General features: G+C 58.0%; 21 protein-coding genes. 10 read left to right on the top strand and 11 right to left on the bottom strand.

Going from position 1 to position 18885, the window contains the following annotated elements; all coding sequences use genetic code 11:
* From K0H48_RS16415 to K0H48_RS16435, 5 genes are all read left to right on the top strand, one after another.
* Positions 1-2752, top strand: a 2752-nt coding sequence (locus K0H48_RS16415) for an RHS repeat-associated core domain-containing protein (RefSeq protein WP_257626991.1), incomplete at its 5' end; no start/stop codon positions are given.
* A complete protein-coding gene (locus tag K0H48_RS16420; RefSeq protein WP_219268272.1) occupies positions 2749-3189 on the top strand; it encodes a hypothetical protein in 441 nt (146 codons plus the stop codon). The genes K0H48_RS16415 and K0H48_RS16420, both read left to right, overlap by 4 nt.
* A gap of 145 nt (positions 3190-3334) precedes the next feature.
* The gene (locus K0H48_RS16425) at positions 3335-3736 is read left to right on the top strand and encodes a hypothetical protein (RefSeq protein ID WP_219268273.1); all 402 of its coding nucleotides are present in this window, start codon (positions 3335-3337) and stop codon (positions 3734-3736) included.
* 111 nt (positions 3737-3847) lie between these two features.
* Entirely contained in the window at positions 3848-4180 is a 333-nt protein-coding gene (locus tag K0H48_RS16430; protein WP_219268274.1) for a hypothetical protein, read from the top strand.
* 207 nt (positions 4181-4387) lie between these two features.
* Positions 4388-4771: a hypothetical protein gene (locus K0H48_RS16435; protein ID WP_219268275.1), complete on the top strand. Its 384-nt coding sequence runs from the start codon at positions 4388-4390 to the stop codon at positions 4769-4771.
* Between the two features lie 56 nt (positions 4772-4827).
* Here K0H48_RS16435 and K0H48_RS16440 read toward each other — a convergent pair whose 3' ends face one another.
* The 8 genes from K0H48_RS16440 to K0H48_RS16475 all read right to left on the bottom strand — a co-directional run bounded on the left by K0H48_RS16440 (position 4828) and on the right by K0H48_RS16475 (position 12849).
* Positions 4828-6360, bottom strand: coding sequence for a sodium:solute symporter (locus K0H48_RS16440; RefSeq protein WP_219268276.1), 1533 nt, complete (start codon positions 6358-6360; stop codon positions 4828-4830).
* Positions 6360-6611: a hypothetical protein gene (locus tag K0H48_RS16445; protein ID WP_058421825.1), complete on the bottom strand. Its 252-nt coding sequence runs from the start codon at positions 6609-6611 to the stop codon at positions 6360-6362. Before K0H48_RS16445 ends, K0H48_RS16440 begins: the two co-directional genes overlap by 1 nt.
* 133 nt (positions 6612-6744) lie before the next feature.
* Positions 6745-7680 (bottom strand): choline kinase family protein, encoded by a 936-nt coding sequence (locus tag K0H48_RS16450; RefSeq protein WP_219268277.1) that lies wholly within the window; start codon positions 7678-7680, stop codon positions 6745-6747.
* On the bottom strand, positions 7677-8633 hold the full coding sequence (locus K0H48_RS16455; RefSeq protein ID WP_219268278.1) for a phosphotransferase family protein: 957 nt from the start codon (positions 8631-8633) through the stop codon (positions 7677-7679). Before K0H48_RS16455 ends, K0H48_RS16450 begins: the two co-directional genes overlap by 4 nt.
* A gap of 8 nt (positions 8634-8641) precedes the next feature.
* Positions 8642-9922: a Zn-dependent hydrolase gene (locus K0H48_RS16460; protein ID WP_219268279.1), complete on the bottom strand. Its 1281-nt coding sequence runs from the start codon at positions 9920-9922 to the stop codon at positions 8642-8644.
* Positions 9900-10658 (bottom strand): DeoR/GlpR family DNA-binding transcription regulator, encoded by a 759-nt coding sequence (locus K0H48_RS16465; protein WP_200433891.1) that lies wholly within the window; start codon positions 10656-10658, stop codon positions 9900-9902. The genes K0H48_RS16460 and K0H48_RS16465 overlap by 23 nt, the downstream gene beginning before the upstream one ends.
* Positions 10659-10879: 221 nt before the next feature.
* On the bottom strand, positions 10880-12280 hold the full coding sequence (locus tag K0H48_RS16470; RefSeq protein WP_219268366.1) for an amidase: 1401 nt from the start codon (positions 12278-12280) through the stop codon (positions 10880-10882).
* 131 nt (positions 12281-12411) lie between these two features.
* The gene (locus K0H48_RS16475; protein WP_138815835.1) at positions 12412-12849 is read right to left on the bottom strand and encodes a DUF3995 domain-containing protein; all 438 of its coding nucleotides are present in this window, start codon (positions 12847-12849) and stop codon (positions 12412-12414) included.
* Between the two features lie 92 nt (positions 12850-12941).
* On the opposite strand from K0H48_RS16475, the gene K0H48_RS16480 reads away from it, so the two are divergent.
* Together K0H48_RS16480 and K0H48_RS16485 are read left to right on the top strand one after the other, a co-directional pair.
* Positions 12942-13331 (top strand): DUF2946 domain-containing protein, encoded by a 390-nt coding sequence (locus K0H48_RS16480; protein WP_138815834.1) that lies wholly within the window; start codon positions 12942-12944, stop codon positions 13329-13331.
* Positions 13332-13426: 95 nt separating this feature from the next.
* Entirely contained in the window at positions 13427-15553 is a 2127-nt protein-coding gene (locus K0H48_RS16485) for a TonB-dependent siderophore receptor (protein ID WP_219268280.1), read from the top strand.
* A gap of 137 nt (positions 15554-15690) precedes the next feature.
* On the opposite strand, the gene K0H48_RS16490 is transcribed toward K0H48_RS16485, so the two are convergent.
* Entirely contained in the window at positions 15691-16710 is a 1020-nt protein-coding gene (locus K0H48_RS16490) for an ABC transporter substrate-binding protein (protein ID WP_219268281.1), read from the bottom strand.
* 132 nt (positions 16711-16842) lie between these two features.
* Complete coding sequence (locus tag K0H48_RS16495; protein ID WP_178112738.1) at positions 16843-17292, bottom strand: hypothetical protein; 450 nt, start codon at positions 17290-17292, stop codon at positions 16843-16845.
* A gap of 406 nt (positions 17293-17698) precedes the next feature.
* Here K0H48_RS16495 and K0H48_RS16500 point away from each other — a divergent pair, with 406 nt between their 5' ends.
* From K0H48_RS16500 to K0H48_RS16510, 3 genes are all read left to right on the top strand, one after another.
* Positions 17699-17974 (top strand): hypothetical protein, encoded by a 276-nt coding sequence (locus K0H48_RS16500; RefSeq protein ID WP_219268282.1) that lies wholly within the window; start codon positions 17699-17701, stop codon positions 17972-17974.
* Positions 17975-18097: 123 nt separating this feature from the next.
* Entirely contained in the window at positions 18098-18328 is a 231-nt protein-coding gene (locus K0H48_RS16505; RefSeq protein WP_138815829.1) for a hypothetical protein, read from the top strand.
* Positions 18329-18405: 77 nt separating this feature from the next.
* Positions 18406-18642 (top strand): DUF2789 domain-containing protein, encoded by a 237-nt coding sequence (locus K0H48_RS16510; protein WP_219268283.1) that lies wholly within the window; start codon positions 18406-18408, stop codon positions 18640-18642.
* 6 nt (positions 18643-18648) lie between these two features.
* Here K0H48_RS16510 and K0H48_RS16515 read toward each other — a convergent pair whose 3' ends face one another.
* Complete coding sequence (locus tag K0H48_RS16515; protein ID WP_017136429.1) at positions 18649-18852, bottom strand: hypothetical protein; 204 nt, start codon at positions 18850-18852, stop codon at positions 18649-18651.
* Positions 18853-18885 lie beyond the last annotated feature (33 nt).

Here is an 18885-nt window from a genome sequence, read left to right on the forward strand (position 1 = left end):
CTACGACGAGCAGCACGTCATTCTTGAACGCGGACTGGCCGGTGGGGCGAGTTTCTTTTGGGAATGGGAACGGGCTGGCAAGGCTTCGCGGTGTGTTCGGCATTGGGCCAGCTTTTCGCAGATGGATACGCGGTATGCCTGGGGTGATGACGGCGAGGTTACGGTTGATAACGCTGATGGCAGCCGGGAAGTGTATGTCCATGATGATCGCGCGCGGCTGGTGCAGCGCATTGATCCGGACGGCGCTGAATACTTCAAATCTTATGACGACAAGGGCCGGCTGACGGTCGAGCAGGATCCGCTTGGGGCGGTGACGGCGTATCAATACGACGAAGCCGGACGTTTGGTGGCGCTGTTTCCGGGGGACGATGAGCCGACGTCCTACGAGCATGACAACGGTTTCGTGCGGGTCGTAAGGCGTGGGCTCGCCGTCTGGAAATATGAGCGCAATGATCAGGGCGACGTCATTCGCAAGACCGATCCTGACGGCAATATTACGGACTACAGCTACAACAAATACGGCCAGCTGACGGGGGTTTGGTTTCCCGATAACAGTTGCCATCGGCTGGTCTGGAATGAGCGGGGGCAGTTGCTTGAAGAGCTGCTGCCCAATGGGGGTATCAAGCGTTATCGCTATGACGATCTTGGGCGACAGATCACGCGGGAAGATGAGCACGGCAGGCTCACTCAGTACCAATGGGACGCCGCCGGGCGCCTGCGAAAACTAACCCAGCCTGGTGGCCCAACACGCGAATACAGCTACAACGCCTACGGAAAAATCACCGCCGAACACGACGAACTCGGCCACGTCACCCGCTACGAATACGCCGACGGCCTGCACCTGATCAGCCGCCGTATCAACGCCGACGGCAGCCAGGTCAAGTACCGCTACGACAATGCGCGCCTGCTGCTGACCTCGATAGAAAACGAGGTAGGCGAAACCTACCGACTCGATTACCACCCCAACGGCCTGATCCAGCAGGAAATCGGTTTTGACGGCCAGCGCACGGCTTACGTGTATGACCTCAACGGCAATCTGGCGGAAAAAACCGAACACGGCGACGACGGCAGTCAGCTCGTTACCCGCTACGCGCGAGACCACGCCGGCCGCCTCGTAAGAAAAACCCTGCCAGACGGCAACATTATTGACTATGCCTACGACCGCCAAGGCAATCTCCTCAGCGTCGACGACGGCCACTGGGCGCTGGCCTACGAATACGACCCACAAAACCGCCTCACCGCCGAACACCAAGGCTGGGGCACCTTGCGTTACGGCTACGACGCCTGCGGCCAACTTAAAAACCTGCGCCTGCCGGACAACAACCGCCTCACCTTCAACCACGACAAAGGCGGCCACCTTTCCACCGTCGAACTGAACGGCGAAACCCTCACCTCCCACCTGTTCAAAACCGGCCGCGAACACCAACGCCAACAAGGCCAGCTCCTCAGCCACTACCACTACGACGACCAGAACCGCCTGCACGCCCACGCCGTCAGCCAACAGCAACACACCCTTTACCAACGCCAATACGACTACGACAAAAGCGGCAACCTCACCCGCCTGCTCGACACCCGCAAAGGCGAACACCACTACCACTACGACCCCCTCCCCCGCCTGACCCGCGCCGACCATTCACAAGACATACAGGAACGCTTCGGCCACGACCCGGCCGGTAACCTGCTCATGCAAGACCGCCCAGGCCCGGACATCGTGGCCGGGAATCGGTTGATGATTCAAGGCGATCATCACTACGACTACGACGCCTTCGGCAATTTGATCCGCCAGCGGCGTGGCAAGGGTCATCAGCTCGTCACCGAATACCGCTACGACTGCCAGCATCGGTTGATTGGTATTACCCAACCTAACGGGCAAACCGCCAGCTATCGCTATGACCCGTTTGGGCGGCGGATCAGCAAAACCGTCAACGACATAACCACGGAGTTTTTCTGGCAAGGCGACAAGTTGGTGGCCGAACACCACGCGGATCGGCATCGCAGCTACCTCTACGAGCCAGACAGTTTTCGGCCGTTGGCACTACTGGAAGGCTTTGGCCCTCAAGACACCAAGCCCTTCCACTACCAACTCGACCACCTCGGCACACCGCAGGAACTCACAAACCCCGAAGGCGAAATCGTCTGGTCCGCGCACTACCGCGCCTACGGTGAAATCGCCCGCCTAGACGTCGGAAAAATCGACAACCCGCTGCGCTTCCAGGGCCAATATTTCGATCAGGAAAGCGGGCTGCACTACAACCGCCATCGCTACTACAATCCAGATATTGGTCGCTATCTGACGCCGGACCCGGTGAAGCTGGCGGGTGGGATCAACGTGTACCAGTACGCTCCCAACCCTACGGGATGGGTGGATCCGTTAGGACTGAGTTGCAAGCCAGGCAACTGTCCGGGACAAAAAGACAAGGCATCAGCGCAAGGCCATGAAGAAAAGCCTCCTGAGACAAGCCATTCCATACGGTCTTCTACTTACGAGCAAGCTTCAAATAAAGCGTTAAAATGGTTACTTGAAAATGACTTTCGCGCAGAAAAACCAACACCGGGAAGATTTGGCCCGCGCAAAGGAGAGCCGGTCGGAATGCAAACAAATGACGGCAAAACAGGCTATAGGGTTGAACATGACCAAAGGAGTGGCGCCCATATAAATGTATGGTCAGGTAAGAAAAAAGGACCACACTATCTTTTTGATGGGAATGAAAAAATGGTGCTTCAACTGACTAAAAGGTTTGCAAAAAAATGAGCTATTTTGACGAAGAACTAATTATAGACCTAAAAAAGCTCAATATCGATTTCAGTGTCATCTCTCAGACAGAACAAGACTCGATGGTCAGTAAAATTAATGAGTGCATTCCTTTTAGCGGAAATCAAATCGATTGGAGTCGTTTAGGGAGCAGCATTAACTTCGGGTCTGCATCTTCAACCTTGGCGATTTCGCTCATTGCGGCGGAAATCTGCAAAGCTTCTGACAACGACTTGATTATCATCAGTGATTCCGCCTGTGACCACGCTTATTCAATAAGCCCAGAATACTTAAACCAAACACTCAAAGTTCTCTCCGAATTCCCACAACACACCTATATTGTATCGAAGGATTTCAACTGGATTGCTTGCATTTCATTTGAAGGACACTTGGATTTTTGCAAATTTTTCTCAGGATCAAAACTAAACCAAACCTAGTAAATTCGCGTTATAAAAACAATCAGCCGCATCAGAAGCGTTGCCCCTGCCGACCAAAAAGAAACTTCTGAGAGTCCATCTAACACAGCTTATAACGGACGTTATTCCACTTACACTCCACTCCATGACGCGGCCATCTCAAGCGATGAAAGAACAATCAGCCCCCATAGCGAACAACGTCAAAAATGCACTGGTGATAGCAATCAACGAGCTGGTAGAAGAAGAGATTACCCTGCTCATTGAAGATACTGTAATAACCTGCTTTGCCAGCCACTGCCCCTACGAAATCGTAGTGGGAAAAACTTATTGCGTTGAAATAACTTTAAATCTATCTGAAAGTTATGAAGCTCATAAAACCCCCACGACTCACGTTTTAGCCAAGCGAATGGGCAGCGGATTTTCTTACGCGCTTTACGGAATGCTGAGCGACGATACCTTTCAGACATTTACTTTGCTGAACGGTGAAGGGATCCATTACGATCATCCCGACTTGAACGATTCTTTTATTAAAATAATTGCTGACCGAATTGATGTGGCCTTTCATTAAAAATCCAACTACCAAAACTACCCATCTAGGCCTCTGACGATTGATAAACTAAACCCTAACCAACGAACCCTAAAAAACCGGGGCCACTCACTTTAACAAGAGCATAGAAAAATGAAACTTATCTGCACCCCTTTGACTAAAGAAGCGATGATTCTATTAGACACTGACGAATGCCCAATCTCGTTATTGGCGAATTGCCCCCTAACCCATACAGAATATCATCAGTTAATGGGATCAGGCGTTATCGACAAAATCAACAATTCCCTTGGAAAGATGATCGACGATTATGAAGACGAGAGCATCAACACCAATGAAGATCTCAAAAAATCACTATATATACTAGAAAATCATTCAATACCCGAAAACCAAGAGCTGGCAAGAAAAATAATCAAACTCAACAAACTGGCAATTGACAACAACACCGGACTGTATTTCTTCTTTTAAACCATCAAATGTATTGGCACAGGTAGTAGCACAACCAAGCTGCAAACAGCGCTAGCAACAGCTTTATTTTTTATGACGAACCCATTTTTATCGTAACTGCAAACGACTACAGTGCTAAACAGATAGGGTTGATGCCGAACGCAAGAAAATCGACTCATTACCAAAACACTCACACGAAAACCGGCAATCTTCCACTCGGAAAAAAATATGAAAATTGTAGTGATCGATACATTTTCCTATCTGAGCGTATTGCACGTAAAATTCCATTCACCCTTCGGATCTGGCACTGCACTATGGGACGATATTATGCCAAAAATCGGTGAAGTTATCGACGTTGAGTTTGATTTTGAGGAGATTTTCTCATGGAATATAAACGTGAAGCCAACCGCTGAAAAATCTTCAAAAATCAAAATGGAGAACAGCCTCATCCAAATAACCGCCGAGCTGGTCCAAGCTGACGAAGATGGATGTGCCGCATTAAAACTCGGCGATTCAATAATCCTAATTGAGTTGGATGGTCCCTTATTGCAAAAAACAGGATTTGTTGAACTCAGCGCTACCGCAATTCAACTTTACCCAACACATATTTGAGTCCACATAAGTCACACGCTCAAACCGGGGCCACAACCCGCAGCCCCGATCCACCTTCAACTCATAACCGGCGCAGCCCCCACCTGCACCCCACGCCCACTCGCCGCCATCTCAAACAACCCCTCCACCCGCGCTTTCTCCACCGCGCTCGGCTTGATCACCAGTGCACACACCACAAAAATCGCAGCATTCACCACCAGCCCCACAATCCCACTGGTCAACGACCCCAGCGCCGGAATGTCATCCGGGTACAGCGTGGTCAGTACAATCGCCACCACAATCCCCGCCAACATGCCGGCAATCGCGCCTTGTTTGTTGCCACGGCGGCTGAAGATGCCGAAGAACAGTGGCACGGCCAGTTGAATGATGCCTTGGTAGGAAATCTGCGCCAGTAATTGCAGGCGCGAATAATCAAAGGTCAGATAAGCCAGCACCGAGGCGGCGACGATAAACACCACCATGCCGGCCTTGGCCAGCAGGGTCAGTTGGCGGTCGGTGCGTGGGGTGTTCCAGGTGGCCAGGTCGTTGGCGAACTGGGTGCCGCAGACTTGTACGCAGCCGTCGACGTGGCCGATGCTGGCGGCCAGGACGATGACGATGGCCAGCGCCAGCAGCCAGGGCCCGCCAATGTCGAACAGCGAGAGGAACCAGCCTTGTTGCGGGTGGGCCAGCACGTTGGGGTCCTGGCTGATGGCGGCAGCGAACAGCATGAGGATGCCGTAGAAGCCGCCCACCAGCAGCATGGTGTACAGCGTGCCCTTTTTCACCGAGCGCACGCCGCTGGCGGTGTAGATGCGCTGGAAGCTCATCGGCCAGCACATCGAGCCGATCACGCCGGTGAAGATCAGGCTGAACATGTACATCGGGCCATAACCGGTGCCGGTGGCGCCTGGGATTTGCAGCATTTTTTCCGGCAATTGCGCGAGGTTGGAAAACGCGGCCTGATCGCCGAACAACAGAAACACGCACACGCCGGCGCACACCACATAGGCGATCAGGCCCTGGAACATGTCGGTCATGATCAACCCGCGCATGCCCATGCTCACTGTCCAGTACTGGCGGATCAGTACCACCGCCACGCCCGCGAACAGGCAGGTGGTGACGCCCCAACGACCAAAGCTGGCGAACTGGAACAGCATCGCCAAGGCCTGGATGCCCATCACCACCCACGGAAACACCGAGATGATGCCGATGATCGAGGCCACCCGCTTGACCGCCGGGCTATCGAAGCGCATGCCCAGCAGGTCGGGCTGGGTGCGCAGGTTGAAGCGTTTGCCCCAGGTCCAGGCGCGGCTGGCCATCAGGTACATCGCGGTCACGCCCAGGGTCGCGTAGACCATGCCGTAGAAACCCAGCGCGCCGCCGACGCTCAGGGCAAAAAACGCGGTGAAGGTCGAACCCGGCCACCAGGAGTTGGTGTAGCACATGGCGATATACCAAGGCCCGTAGGAGCGCCCGCCAACGGCGTAGTCGGAGAAACTGGTGCTTTCGCGGTTGGTGGCATAGAGCACGGCGATCATCCCGGCCAGGAACAAGCCGATCACACCGAAGGTAATAAACAAGTGGGCATCGCTGCTGGTGCTGATCATCACACGCCCTCCTCGTCAGGAATGTCACCAGCCTTGAGTTCGGCCAGATACAACGCCCACACCCCAAGGGCTGCGAGTACGGCAATGGCGATCCAATAGAAGATCGGCAGCGGGATGCCCACCACCAAGGCGCGGCTGCCACTCACGCTCAAGTAAAACGGCGGGAATAACGCCAACATCAACAACAGGAAAAAGTAACCGCCGAAGATCTGGTTTCTCAGGCGTGCGGGTGACGCGCTTGCGGGTTTCATGATGAAGGGTGCTCCTTGAATTTCTGGATCGGTTTGTTGTGTGATCAATCAAAAAATCAAGCAGTGAAACGTCAGCGCAAACCAGCGCCAAAAGAGCTACAGGGTGACGCGTCGTTATTGTGCTGGCGCAGGCTCAGGCCTGTCTTAGCCAGGTTTCCCATTGCGAATCATTGATCACGCTACGCGCGCGCATGTGCTTCCAGGCACCGTATTTGTAGAAGTCGAAATCCAATTGCGACACCGCGTGCTGGACCATCGCCCAGGTCGACCATTTGATATCGGCCAGGGCCTTGTGCAATTTGATCCGCGCCAGCCGTTGCGGGGTGACCTGGCCGAAATAGTCTTCGATCAGCGCCAGTTCCATCTCGTCGGTGAAGAACATCTCGCCAAACCACAGCGCCAACTCGTAATGACGGTCGTTGTTGGAGGCGTACTCAAAGTCCACCAGGCGAATCTGGCGGCGGTCATTGAGCATGAAATTGCCCGCCAGCGTGTCATTCATGCACGGCGCCAGGTCGATGCCGGACGCTTGCAACGCGCCACGCGCGCGGTCGCACTGACGGCGCAGCCAGGCATCATCGCTGGGCTTGCAACCCTGCAGTTCTTCGACCTGGCGCTGGTGCTCGGCAATCATGTCGAATACGGTTTTGGTCTGGCACAGCGGCGATTGGTCGTTGAACGCCTTCAGCGCGTGCAAGGCGTTATGACGCACATCGCGGTCGAGAAAGTCCTGATTCGAAGAGGCTCGCCAGCCTTCCATGAACTCGAACACTTCAACGCCAAACTCTTCGAGGAAGGCAAACACCGGCGCGCCATAGCCGGTTTGCGCGGCCTTGACGCTGGCGTCATGGGCGGTGCGCCGGTCGATAAACATCTCGGTGCCGGCGCCGGGCACTTTGAAGAAGTAGGCGGTACTGAGCCCGCTGACCTCGACCCGCCAGTTGCTGTTGGAGATCCCGCCGCTGACCGGTTCGTAACGAATGCCAGAGCCGCCCCAGTCGCGCACGCCGCGCACGGCGGCCTCCAACTGGCATTCCTGAGGCGTACAGGCCTCACCCATTGCTTTCATGCCTGCCCCTCCTGTACCTGACGTAACCAACTTTCAAATCGCGGGTCTTGCAAGCTTTGCCGGCAGCGCAGCAAGGTCCACTGCCCGACCTTGGAAAACTCCAGGGGCCGTGTTGATGTTGCGCCGACCCACAGGCCCCACAGTGTCCAATACCAATCATTGATCAGCGCATAGAGGCGGCAGCGGGCGTAGTCGCACTCGCGACACTCACCGGCCCACGCTTTGATGCCGTCACGCCACTGGCTTTCGAAGGCATACAACTCGTTGAGGCTGACGGCCACGTCGTACCACGGGTCAAAGCAGCCAGCGTAGTCGAAGTCGATCAATTGCAGCGCGCCGCCGGGGCCGATCATCACATTGCTCGCCAGCCCATCGCCGTGCAAGGGCACCGAGGTGCCAGGGTTCAATTGCAGTGCGGTCCAGGCCAGATCGATGCAGGTTTCAATCCACCCATGATCAGCGGGCAAGCCCACGCCGTCACGGCTGCACAGCTCACGCAGGTGCTGGATATCCTGCAGCGGCGAGCGGTTGAAGCCCGGGGAGGTGCCGACATGCAACTGCCGCTTCAAGGCCCACAACGCTTGCAGGCGCTGGGGTTGCAGCAACTCATCGAGGCGTGCCCAACGCCACTCGTGGGCCGGCAACGCATCCAGCAGCAACACACCGGCAGCCACATCCACCAGGCGCACGCCGGGGGTTACGTCACAGTCGGCCGCCAGTTGCGTAGCGCGGCCAGTGCGCTCAATGTCGATCAGCGCACGCATATCGTCGTGCAGCACTTTGGCGTAGCACTGACCCCAGGGCGCCGTGAGATGAAAGCCGGTCCACTCGGTGGCCAGGCGTATCGGCGAGGCGATACCGGCAGTGCCGTCCGCGACCTCGACATGGGCGGACAGGCCAGCGGATTCCAGGGCGCCCATCAGGCGCGACAGTGCATCAGTACGGTTCGACATGGCGTCCCTCACCGGTAAGCGTTGGGGCAAGTACAGGCACAATGCAACAGCGCGGTCAGCATCTGCAGGCCGGTGCGCATATCGCGGTCATGGGTGAATTCCGCCTCGTTATGGGACACGCCGTTGCTGCTCGGAATGAACAACAGGCACGCCGGGTAATGCCGTCCCAGGCTGATGGCGTCGTGGCCGGATACCGTGACGCTGTTGCCGACTGCCAACCCCAGTTGTTGACCGACGCCGTAGGCCAAATCGGCAAAACCAGGGTGCAACGCTATCGGTGCACGCAAGGCCCGGCTTTCGACTTCGTAAGTGGTTGCGGTCGAGGCGGCGACGGCCTTGAGGCTGGCGTCCAGCCGATAACCGGCAACCGCCAGCAATGCCGTGTCGGGCGAGCGGTATTCCACATGCAAGGTGACGCGCGAGGGCACCACGTTCGGCGAGTTGGGGTAAATTTCCAGGCGCCCTACCGAGCTGTGGAACTGTAGCCCGTGCACGTCCGCTTCAGCGCGCACGGTGGTAATCGCGTGCGCCGCCGCGAGCAAGGCATCCTTGCGGGCGGCCATCGGGGTCGGGCCGGTGTGGTTCTGTTCGCCGTCGAAACGGATACGCTGCTTGAGCGCCGCCCAGGTTTCACGCACGACGCCAATGTCCAGGCCCTGGCTTTCGAGGCCATCGCTTTGTTCAACGTGGATCTCCACGTAACCGGCCACATTCAATTCAACCAGGCCGTCGCCAAGATAGCCGATCGCTTGCAGCGCATCCTTGAGGCGAATGCCGTCGCCGTCGCGGCATTCCCAGGCTTCGTGCAGGGCCAGGTCGCCGGTAAACACACTGCTGCCGATGAGGCTGGGTTGAAAGCGCGCGCCTTCTTCGTTGGTCCAGTTGACCACCGCCAGGTTGCACGCCGGGGTTTCGCCGCGTGCGTGCAGTTGGCGCGCCAGGCTGGCGATGGCGACTGCGCCGGCCAGCACGCCATAGATACCGTCGAAACGCCCTGCGCTGGGCTGGCTGTCCAAGTGTGAGCCGCACAGCACGTAGGGGGCGTCCGGGTTGAAGGTGATCAGCCCGAACAGATTGCCAATGGCGTCGACCCGCACCTCAAAACCACGCTCGCGCAGCCACGCGCTGAACAGGTCACGCACCGCGCCGTCTTCGGCCGACGCGGCCAAGCGGTGCAAGCCTCCGGCCGGTGTTGCGCCGATGGCTGAGCTGTCGCGAAACAGCGTCTCGAACGCCTCGATGTCCGCCTCACTGGGAGACAGCCACTCAGGGGTAAAGGATGTCGACATGGGCGTGCTCCAGGCAGGTCGCAAACTCCGCGGACGGAGGGCGATTGGTGACCAAAGTGGTGATGGCGCTGAACGGCAGCGTATTGATGAACGTGCGATGGCCGAACTTGGCGTCGTCCGCGAGGATGACGCTGCGCAGGCAGTGCTGGGTCAGGGTGCGGCGCAGCAGCGCCTCGGGCTCCTGGTAATCCATGAAGCCCAACTGCAAGTCCACCGCGCCGATACCCATGAAGGCGATGTCGTAGTGGAACTGCCGGACGAATTCCAGGGTGTGGGCGCCGATCAGCGCATTGTCATTACGGCGCACATCGCCGGGTACCACCAGCACCTGGTTGCTGCTTTGCTGGGTGATCAACTGGGCAATGTCCAGCGAGTTGGTGATGATGCGCAGCTGGCTGAAACCGATCAATTGCTGGGCCAGGGCCAGGGTCGAGGTGCCGGTATCGAGAAACAGCACCATGCCTTCGCTGACCAATTTGGCCGCGCAGGCGGCCATGCGGGTCTTGGCCTGGGCTTTGATGCGGGTGCGCACTTGCAGCGGCTGTTCTTCGTTGAGCCTGGGCAAAATCGCGCCGCCATGGATGCGGCGCAACTTGCCGGCTTCCTCCAGGTATTTGAAGTCACGCCGAATGGTTTCTTCGCTGACAAACAGCGCTTGCGCCAAGTCCGACGCTTTGACGCGCTGATGTTGGGTGAGCATGAGCATGATTTCGTCGAGACGCGGCTGGTTAAGCATAAAAGGTGCATTCCAAGGCAAATTCGAGTCATCAGTATCGCGCGCTTTGCGCCCACCACGGTACGCGGCATGCACCGCTCCGGCAGGGGGAAAAGGACGATTGACGGCGGTTGATCGGGTCACGGGTACCTCTCACTCTTCAAGGTGTGAAAGGGCAGAAACACTACAAAAGGATCTGTCCAGGGCAGGCTTCTAACGAGCCGGCTCCACGGGTAATCAGGTCAGGACAACAAAGGAGGCAGGTGCTGATCCCAAGGCGCAATGGCTTCCACTGCGGCGCAGAACTGCAACACCTGGGCGTCGGCAAAGCGCGGGCCGACCACTTGCAGACCAATCGGCAAGCCGCTCGGGCTGAAGCCGCAAGGCAGGCTGGCGGCGGGGTTGCCGGTGATATTGAACGGGTAGGTAAAAGGCGTCCAACGCGCCCAGGGCACGGCGCCGTCTGCACCCGGCCAGCCGTCCGGCGCGACCTGGTCGGCGGCGAACGGCAGGGTTGGCAGCGTGGGCAGTAGCAACACGTCGTAGTCGGCAAACAGCGCATGCACCTGGTTGGCGAAATGCGCCCGTTGCTGCACGGCTTTGAGGTAGTCGCCAAGGTCGTAGTCGCCTGCGCGCTGGATCAGCGCGGCAAAGCCTGGGTCCAGTTGGTCGAGGCGATCGGCCAGGGCTTTGCCGTAGGCAATGCCGCGCCCGCCGACCCACAAGGTTTCGAACGTGGCGAGCGGGTCCTCCCAGTCCAGTTCCAGGGTGGTCACGGTGACCGGCAAGCGTTCCGCCAGGTTGTACACGGCGGCCTCTACACTAGCGGTGATGACCGGGTCGACCGGGGTATTGAACAATGTCGGGCAATACGCCACTCGTAGCGGCCCCAGTGGCTGGTCGCAGCGAGCCAGGCAGGATTCGGTCAAGGCCGGCAAGGCCTGATGGTCGAGCGGGTCAGGCCCGGAAAGCAGGTCGAAGAGCAAGGCGCTGTCGCGCACCGTGCGCGTGATCGGCCCGGCATGGCTGAGCATTTCAGTGGCCGACCACGGCCAGGTCGGAATGCGGCCCAGGGAGCCTTTCATCGCGAACGCCCCGCAGAACGCGGCCGGAATACGCACCGAGCCACCGCCATCGGAGCCCAGCGTGCCCGGCACCATGCGTGCCGCCACGGCAATCGCCGAGCCGGAGCTGGAGCCGCCGCTGGTGAGGTGTGGGTTCCAGGGATTGCGGCCGTTGCCGAATACGCGCGAGGTGCTGGCGCCGGTCCAGCCGAATTCGGTGGTGGCGGTTTTGCCGAGGATGATTGCACCAGCGTCCTTGAGGCGGCGAATGATCGGCGCATCCTGGCTGGGCACATGCTCAAGCCCGGTCAACGAGCCCCGGGTGGTGCGCAAGCCAGCGGTGGAAAACAGGTCTTTGATCCCAAACGGCACGCCGTGCAATGGGCCACGCAACTGCCCTGCCCTGGCTTCTTCGGTCAGCACTTGCGCTTGCGCCAATGCCGAGTCGGCGTACACGTCGCCAAACGCATTGAGTGTGGGATTGTGGGTTTCAATCGCGTGCAGGCTTTGCTCGACCAGGTGTACCGCAGACAGCGTGCCCGAGCGAATGGCCTCGGCAGCGTCGATCACAGTGGGCATCAAGAGGTCTTTGTTCATTGAGTATCCTGGGCCGTCTGCACATGGGTCCGGTGGGTACGTCAATAAACGCCCGAGCCTGGGGGCGTGTCAAGTGGGTTTTGTTGGGTATGTGGTTTTTGTGTGTTTTGTTCTCAGCTCCACGCCACGATCAACAACCCCGCGCCTAACACCAGGCAAAGGGGTGAGTAGAAATAGGTATCCAAACGGGCAAATCGCGACCCACTCACCTTCTTGAAAAAGCCGACCAATTCCGAATCGCCAATCGCCCTGGCGAACATCACCAAGGCAATCGCACTGATGCCCCATTGCAGTGCGCCGTGGGACACCGGCGAGAAGTACAACCCGGCCCGCAGGCACACCAGTAAGGCAATGGCCACCAACCCCATCGCCACCAGGAACGTGCCCAGTGCCGACGGTTTGAACGCCGGCCGCGGCCCGCGGGCGAACTCACCGGGCAGCTCGGGGATGGCGGCCAGGCTGCCGAGCTTGCCACCGGCGGCCCAGTACAGATGCACCATGCTGATGCAGGTAAAAATGGCAACAATCCAGCGTGCAACGAAAAAGCTCATGGCAGGCGCTCCCTCAAAGGTGCGAATGATGATAGTCGGCCTGAGATTTTTTGTAGGCATTTCGTCGGCGGCTGATGGTAAAGTGCCGCCCCATGAAAATCGCCCGTGCCGACCGCTCACTCATTGCCTGGATGCTGTATTGCTGCGTCCTGTTCAATGTGTTCGCGTGCAGTATTGGCCATGGGCAGATGCTGGGCATGCAGCTCAACGGCATCGGCGGCCAGTTTTGTACGGTCGACCCGCGCACCCAGGCGCCTGCGCAGAAGAACTCCACCGACGAGAACCTGCCAACGCTGTCCAAGGCGTTTGGCTGCCCATTGTGTTCGACCGGCGGCATGGGGCCGGCACTCAGTTCCAGCCTCAACGTGGCGGTGTTGCCCCAACCGCACGCGCCGCCGCCAGCGGTGGTGCTTGCCGCTGATATTCCTGCCCGCTTCACCTGGCCCACGGCCAACCCGCGTGCGCCTCCCGCTTTCGCCTGATTCCTGCGCTTTCTGATCTGCACTGGCCAACGTTCCCAACCGGGAATACGTGCGGCTGTGCGTTGTTTTCAAGCCAAGTTTTTCAGGATACAACCATGAAACATTTACCCTTGTTGGCGGGCCTGTTCGGCTGCCTGCCGGTCTGTGGCTGGGCGCTCGAGCTGGCGCCGACCACCATTGATGGCGAGCAAACCAGCGAACCGGGCCTGGCCCTGGACCAATCCAGCGGCACGGCATCACGCCTGGGTTTAAGCGTGCGCGAAACCCCGGCGTCGGTCGCCATTGCCAACCGTAACGACATTGAGCGCCATGGCGCCAAGACCTTCCGCGATGCGGCCAACACCTTGCCCGGCGTCAACGCCAGTGCGCCGCCGGGGTTTGGCGGGTTTGTATCCTATCGTGGTTTTACCAGCAGCCAGATCACCCAGATGTTCAACGGCATCAACGTCGCCACCGGCCTGGCGCGGCCGGTGGATGCGTGGATCTATGACCGAGTTGAGCTGGTCGGCGGCCCCTCCTCCCTGATCAACGGCGCCGGCTCAGTAGGCGGCTCGCTCAACTACGTGACCAAGCTGGCCACCCGCGAGGAACAAGCCGCCGAAGGCCAGCTCACCTATGGCAGCTACGACACTGCCGGCATGGCCTTTGGCCTCAACCACGCACTGACAGAGCCCGGCGCCGAGGTGCAGCACTACGCGCGCCTGGATGTGAGCCGCAATACCAACCACAGCTACATCGACCGCGACCAGCGCGATGCCTGGAGCCTGGCGTTCTCCTTGCTCAGTGACCTCACCCCCAACCTGTCCCACACCCTGGCCCTGGAATACCAGGATGAACATGAAGACAGCCCGTATTGGGGCACGCCGGTACTCAACCCCAAGGCGGGCGAGCTGAAAATCGACAAGCACAACCGCTTTAACAACTACAACGTTGCCGATGGTCGTTACGAGCAACGCACAATCTGGATGCGCTCGATCATCGACTACCGAATCAACGACAGCACCACGCTGAAAAATACCCTGTATCACCTCGACAGCCAGCGCGACTACCGTAACCTGGAAACCTACCAGTACAACGCCGACAACAGCGCAGTGAACCGCTCGACCGCCTACCAGGTGCGCCACCAGGGCGAGCAGCACGGCAATCAGTTCGAGCTGCGCCATGACGACAGCGTGTTCGGGCTGTCGACCACCTGGTCCGGTGGTTTCGAATACAAGGTCAACAGCACTACCAATAACCCGTTGAATGTGCCGGGCAACAGCACCGTAGACCCGAATGGCTACAACCCTGGGCACTTCTACGACATTCCGGGCACCAGGCCTGGCTTTGTCAAAGACAAGACCAACGAGGTCACCACCAAAGCTTTGTTTGTGGAAAACCGCCTGGGCCTCACCGATAAACTCTCACTGCTGACAGGCCTGCGTTACGACGCCATCGACCTGGATGTGACCAACCATCGCGTGATCACCGCCACCAACCCACGGCACTTCAAACGCCGCTGGGAGCCGGTCACCGGCCGCGTGGGCCTGACGTATCAGTTCATCCCATCGGCCAATGTGTATGTGCAATACAGCACCGCAGCGGAGCAGCCTTCCAGCACCACTCAAGTGTTCGACGTGTCGACCGGCAAACAGTGGGAAGTCGGCAGCAAGTTCGACTACCTGAACGGGTGCGGTTCGGCCACCGTCGCCGCCTACAGAATCGAACGCAAGGACTTTGCCGTTACCGACCCGCTGGACCCGAACAACAGCATTCCGGTGGGTGCGCAGACCTCCAAAGGCATCGAGTTGGCCAGCTCGTTACGCATCACGCCACGGCTGCTGGCCGAAGGCAACGTTGCCTGGGTGGACGCCGAATACGATGACTTCAATGAGAAGATCGCCAGCGGCGCGGTGGTCTCGCGCAAGGGCAATACGCCTACCAACGTGCCCAAGCGTGTGGGCAATTTGTGGCTGACGTATGACTTTGCCAAGGACTGGCAAGGCGGTGTGGACGCGCGGTATGTGGCCCAGGTGTATGCCGATAATGCCAACACCCAGACCGTGCCGGCCTATACGCTGTTCGGCACGTTCCTGCGTTACAAAGTGGATTCACATACCTCGGTGACCGGGCGGGTGCGTAACCTGACGAATGAGGTGTATGCCGAGTTTGCGCATGTTTCACCGGCTTACTATTTGGGTTCGCCACGGACGTTTGAGCTGGCGGTACAAACCCGATTCTAACGCTGGAATAAAGATCAAAATGTGGGAGCTGGCTTGCCTGCGATGGCATCAACTCGGTGTACCTGATACACCAAGGTGTCTGTATCGCAGGCAAGCCAGCTCCCACATTGGACCTTGATTGAACAAACGAGCGTCGGTTACTTCAGGCTCGCCTCAACCTTCTGCGCCACGTCCGGCGTCAACCACGCCTTCCACACTTCGGGATGTTCCTTGAGGAACACCTGCGCCACGTCACGCGGTGCCGTGTGATTTTCGCTCATCGCCGCCAAGGCTTTATTCAAGGGCTCAATCGGAAACTGTACCTTGGTAAAGAACTCGGCAATCTGCGGCTGCGCCTGTTGGAACGGTGTCGACACACCGATGCTCAGCTTGGACGCCAACGAGCGGGTCGGCCGTGGGTTGGGGTTGTCTGCATCGGTCAGGGTCTTCCAGGCATCGGCGTCAAATGGCGGCTCTTCCAGCTGGATCAGTTTGTAACGGCCCATCAAGGGCGTTGGCGACCAGTAGTAGAACAGCACCGGTTTGCCGCGACGGATCGACGACGCAATCTCCGCATCCAGCGCCGCACCCGAGCCGCTGCGAAAGTTCACATAGCTGTCGTTCAAGCCATAGGCCTTGAGCTTCTGGGCGTTGACGACTTCCGAGGTCCAGCCGATCGGGCTATTGAGAAAACGCCCTTTGCCGGGCGACTCAGGGTCTTTGAACACGTCCTTGTAGCGCGCCAGGTCCTGCACGGTCTTGAGGTCCGGCGCCAGCGGCTTGAGGCCTTTGGCCGGGTCGCCCTTGACCACGTATTCCGGCACCCACCAACCTTCGGTGGCGCCTTTGACCGTATCGCCCAGGCCGATGACTTTGCCTTCGGCTTCGGCCTTGATCCACACCGGGCTGCGGCCGGCCCATTCTTCGCCAATCACCTGGATGTCATTTTTCGCCAGGGCGGTTTCCAGGGTGATGGTGGTACCGGGCAACGTGTCGGTGGGCAGGTCATAGCCCTTTTCGACGATAAAGCGCAGCACTTCGGTGATCAGGCTGCCGCTTTCCCAGTTCAGGTCAGCAAAATGCACTGGCGTTTGCGCAGCCGATACCGGCAACGACAGGCTCACGGTCGTCAGCGCCGCAGCTGCAGCCGCAACCACCAGGGTTCTCAATCCTTTCATGCCTTTGCACCTCGCATTTTCACAGCCATAGCGGGCGGCTTTGCTGCGGATGCGCGAAGCCTCTGAATAGTTAAGTCAACTCAACTGTAGTAGAGGTTCCGAAGGAGCAAGAATACACCTGGTGTTTAGCAGTTACTCACTGGCCTTGAACGTCACCAGTTCACCCTTGCGCCATTTGGCGGCCTTGCCGGTCACGGCCTTGAGGGTTTTGGTCAAGCCTTCCTGCAATTGTTCATTGGCGGCGAACACCAGCATCACGCTGTGGCCTTCCTTGAACACAATGCCTTGGCCTTCGGCTGACGAAACAAAGGCGTAATCGCCCAAGCCATAGACCGTCAACTTGATGTCGCGAAACTTCAATTCGAACTTGCCACCTTCGCGGCTCGGCAATACGGCGGCACGAAAATGATCACCGACCTTGAGTTCCAGGCGCGGTTTATCGTCCACGACCAACGCCGACTCAGTATCGATCTCGGCGATGTAAATGCCTTCCGGCGTCTGTTCAGTGATGTAAACGAAACGGGATTGAAACTGCTTGACCAACTTTGCGCGCAAATCACCCAGCACGAATAACGCGTGCATATCCAGATTACTGACTGCCAAGGAAACGCCCCCACATCAAAAAAGGCACTGACCGCCGGAGCGGGCAGCACAAAAAAACGGCCGTTACGGCTCGATCACTTATTGGTAAAAAACTGAAGAAACCTGCTGCTGCGCCATAAGACTAGTACAGACATGCATGATGGGCCTTATGCAAGGTCATCTGGCGACACAGCAAATCACAGGTTCAGCAGCCCGAGAACACGGGCCGACCAGCTTCAGAGAATAACCCGGTAAAAAACGCAGATTCCGACAGCCTACACATTACATAACACCCGCAATGGAACCAGGCATCGGCTGCCAGCGACAATACTAAAACAGCAAGCCGGTTCAAAACCACCGGAAACGCTGCTGATGAATCCATAAGATCGATCGACAGGAGCTGAGCATGCAATCACGTCAACACGCCGTTATGTCGTCCCGCACTCGTTCATCATGTCCAGACGAGCGTCAATACTACTGCTTACATAACCTCAACGGGTACTCCAATTACGTTCTTTACCAAGTGGTACCGGCCGGGCGCAATTTCTTTCATATCCTGGAAGTGACCAGCGGCAGGATCAAAGGCTTTCGCAGCACGCATTCCAAGGCCTGCGAATTGGCCAAACAGCTTGAAGCCCGCCTGCAGGCGATTCACGGTGCAATCGTTTCGTCACCCGGCTGACTTTACCGCGCCGCCGCCCTTCAACTGCTGCCATACTGCCCCGTCCATGAAGTTTGCCCCTTGCGGGTCAGGTTTCATCAGTGCAGGTACCTTGATGCAGTTAACTTGAAGGGAAGGCTATACGTGACGGAATTTGATATTGGCGAATTTTTCATCCATGGCGATGCGCGAGAGGTAGACGGTGAGTTTCAAGCGGTGATCATCATGCGGGCCAAACCCCCGCTGACCACGGTCACCACGCATCAGGTCGAAAAAGATCGCTGGTTCAAAACCGTCGACGCCGCAACCGAGGCCGGCAAAGAGGCTGCCATTGCGCTGAAATCCGCGGTGGATTCGGGTGCACTCAACTCCTGAGCTGTGCAAATCCTGAACTCTGTCGCGTCCGTGGCCTCACATGCACAACATCCCTCACCTTGCATGGAGAACCCACCATGGACGCGCCAATCCCTACTCTTGAAACCTTGTTTGACCAACTAGGCCTGGACTCGACACCCGAAGCCATCGACGAGTTTATCGTCGCGCATCCTCTGGCTGAAGACGTGAAGCTGATCGACGCACCGTTCTGGTCGCCACAACAAGCGGCGTTTCTCAAGGAAGAACTGCGCGAAGACGCCGAATGGGCAATCCCGGTGGATGAGCTAAACCAACGCCTGCACCAGCCCCAATAACACACCTCAATGCAGGCTGTCTGACTGTTCCAGGTGCATCAGCGCCTGCCAGGCAGCCCTGCACTCCTCCGCTTCACTGCGGCTGGCGAACGCCGTGCCGCGTTGCTCGCCATTGAGCAACACCACCCAACAGGCTTTCTGGCCCAGCGCACGCAGGGTTTCGGGAACACCGCTGCCGATCATTACGGCGACATCGACCTTGTTTTGCATGGAGCTTCTCCACCACATTAGTTAGCTACCTAA

The organism is Pseudomonas sp. Xaverov 259 (assembly GCF_019352915.1).
Lineage (GTDB): Bacteria > Pseudomonadota > Gammaproteobacteria > Pseudomonadales > Pseudomonadaceae > Aquipseudomonas.

Coding starts and splice junctions, on each gene's coding strand:
- K0H48_RS16420 (WP_219268272.1), top strand. CDS start 2,749: ATGAGCTATTTTGACGAAGAACTAATTATAGACCTAAAAAAGCTCAAT.
- K0H48_RS16495 (WP_178112738.1), bottom strand. CDS start 17,292: ATGCACGCGTTATTCGTGCTGGGTGATTTGCGCGCAAAGTTGGTCAAG.
- K0H48_RS16425 (WP_219268273.1), top strand. CDS start 3,335: ATGAAAGAACAATCAGCCCCCATAGCGAACAACGTCAAAAATGCACTG.
- K0H48_RS16490 (WP_219268281.1), bottom strand. CDS start 16,710: ATGAAAGGATTGAGAACCCTGGTGGTTGCGGCTGCAGCTGCGGCGCTG.
- K0H48_RS16430 (WP_219268274.1), top strand. CDS start 3,848: ATGAAACTTATCTGCACCCCTTTGACTAAAGAAGCGATGATTCTATTA.
- K0H48_RS16510 (WP_219268283.1), top strand. CDS start 18,406: ATGGACGCGCCAATCCCTACTCTTGAAACCTTGTTTGACCAACTAGGC.
- K0H48_RS16450 (WP_219268277.1), bottom strand. CDS start 7,680: ATGAAAGCAATGGGTGAGGCCTGTACGCCTCAGGAATGCCAGTTGGAG.
- K0H48_RS16485 (WP_219268280.1), top strand. CDS start 13,427: ATGAAACATTTACCCTTGTTGGCGGGCCTGTTCGGCTGCCTGCCGGTC.
- K0H48_RS16455 (WP_219268278.1), bottom strand. CDS start 8,633: ATGTCGAACCGTACTGATGCACTGTCGCGCCTGATGGGCGCCCTGGAA.
- K0H48_RS16475 (WP_138815835.1), bottom strand. CDS start 12,849: ATGAGCTTTTTCGTTGCACGCTGGATTGTTGCCATTTTTACCTGCATC.
- K0H48_RS16470 (WP_219268366.1), bottom strand. CDS start 12,280: ATGCCCACTGTGATCGACGCTGCCGAGGCCATTCGCTCGGGCACGCTG.
- K0H48_RS16515 (WP_017136429.1), bottom strand. CDS start 18,852: ATGCAAAACAAGGTCGATGTCGCCGTAATGATCGGCAGCGGTGTTCCC.
- K0H48_RS16500 (WP_219268282.1), top strand. CDS start 17,699: ATGCAATCACGTCAACACGCCGTTATGTCGTCCCGCACTCGTTCATCA.
- K0H48_RS16440 (WP_219268276.1), bottom strand. CDS start 6,360: ATGATCAGCACCAGCAGCGATGCCCACTTGTTTATTACCTTCGGTGTG.
- K0H48_RS16435 (WP_219268275.1), top strand. CDS start 4,388: ATGAAAATTGTAGTGATCGATACATTTTCCTATCTGAGCGTATTGCAC.
- K0H48_RS16445 (WP_058421825.1), bottom strand. CDS start 6,611: ATGAAACCCGCAAGCGCGTCACCCGCACGCCTGAGAAACCAGATCTTC.
- K0H48_RS16480 (WP_138815834.1), top strand. CDS start 12,942: ATGAAAATCGCCCGTGCCGACCGCTCACTCATTGCCTGGATGCTGTAT.
- K0H48_RS16460 (WP_219268279.1), bottom strand. CDS start 9,922: ATGTCGACATCCTTTACCCCTGAGTGGCTGTCTCCCAGTGAGGCGGAC.
- K0H48_RS16465 (WP_200433891.1), bottom strand. CDS start 10,658: ATGCTTAACCAGCCGCGTCTCGACGAAATCATGCTCATGCTCACCCAA.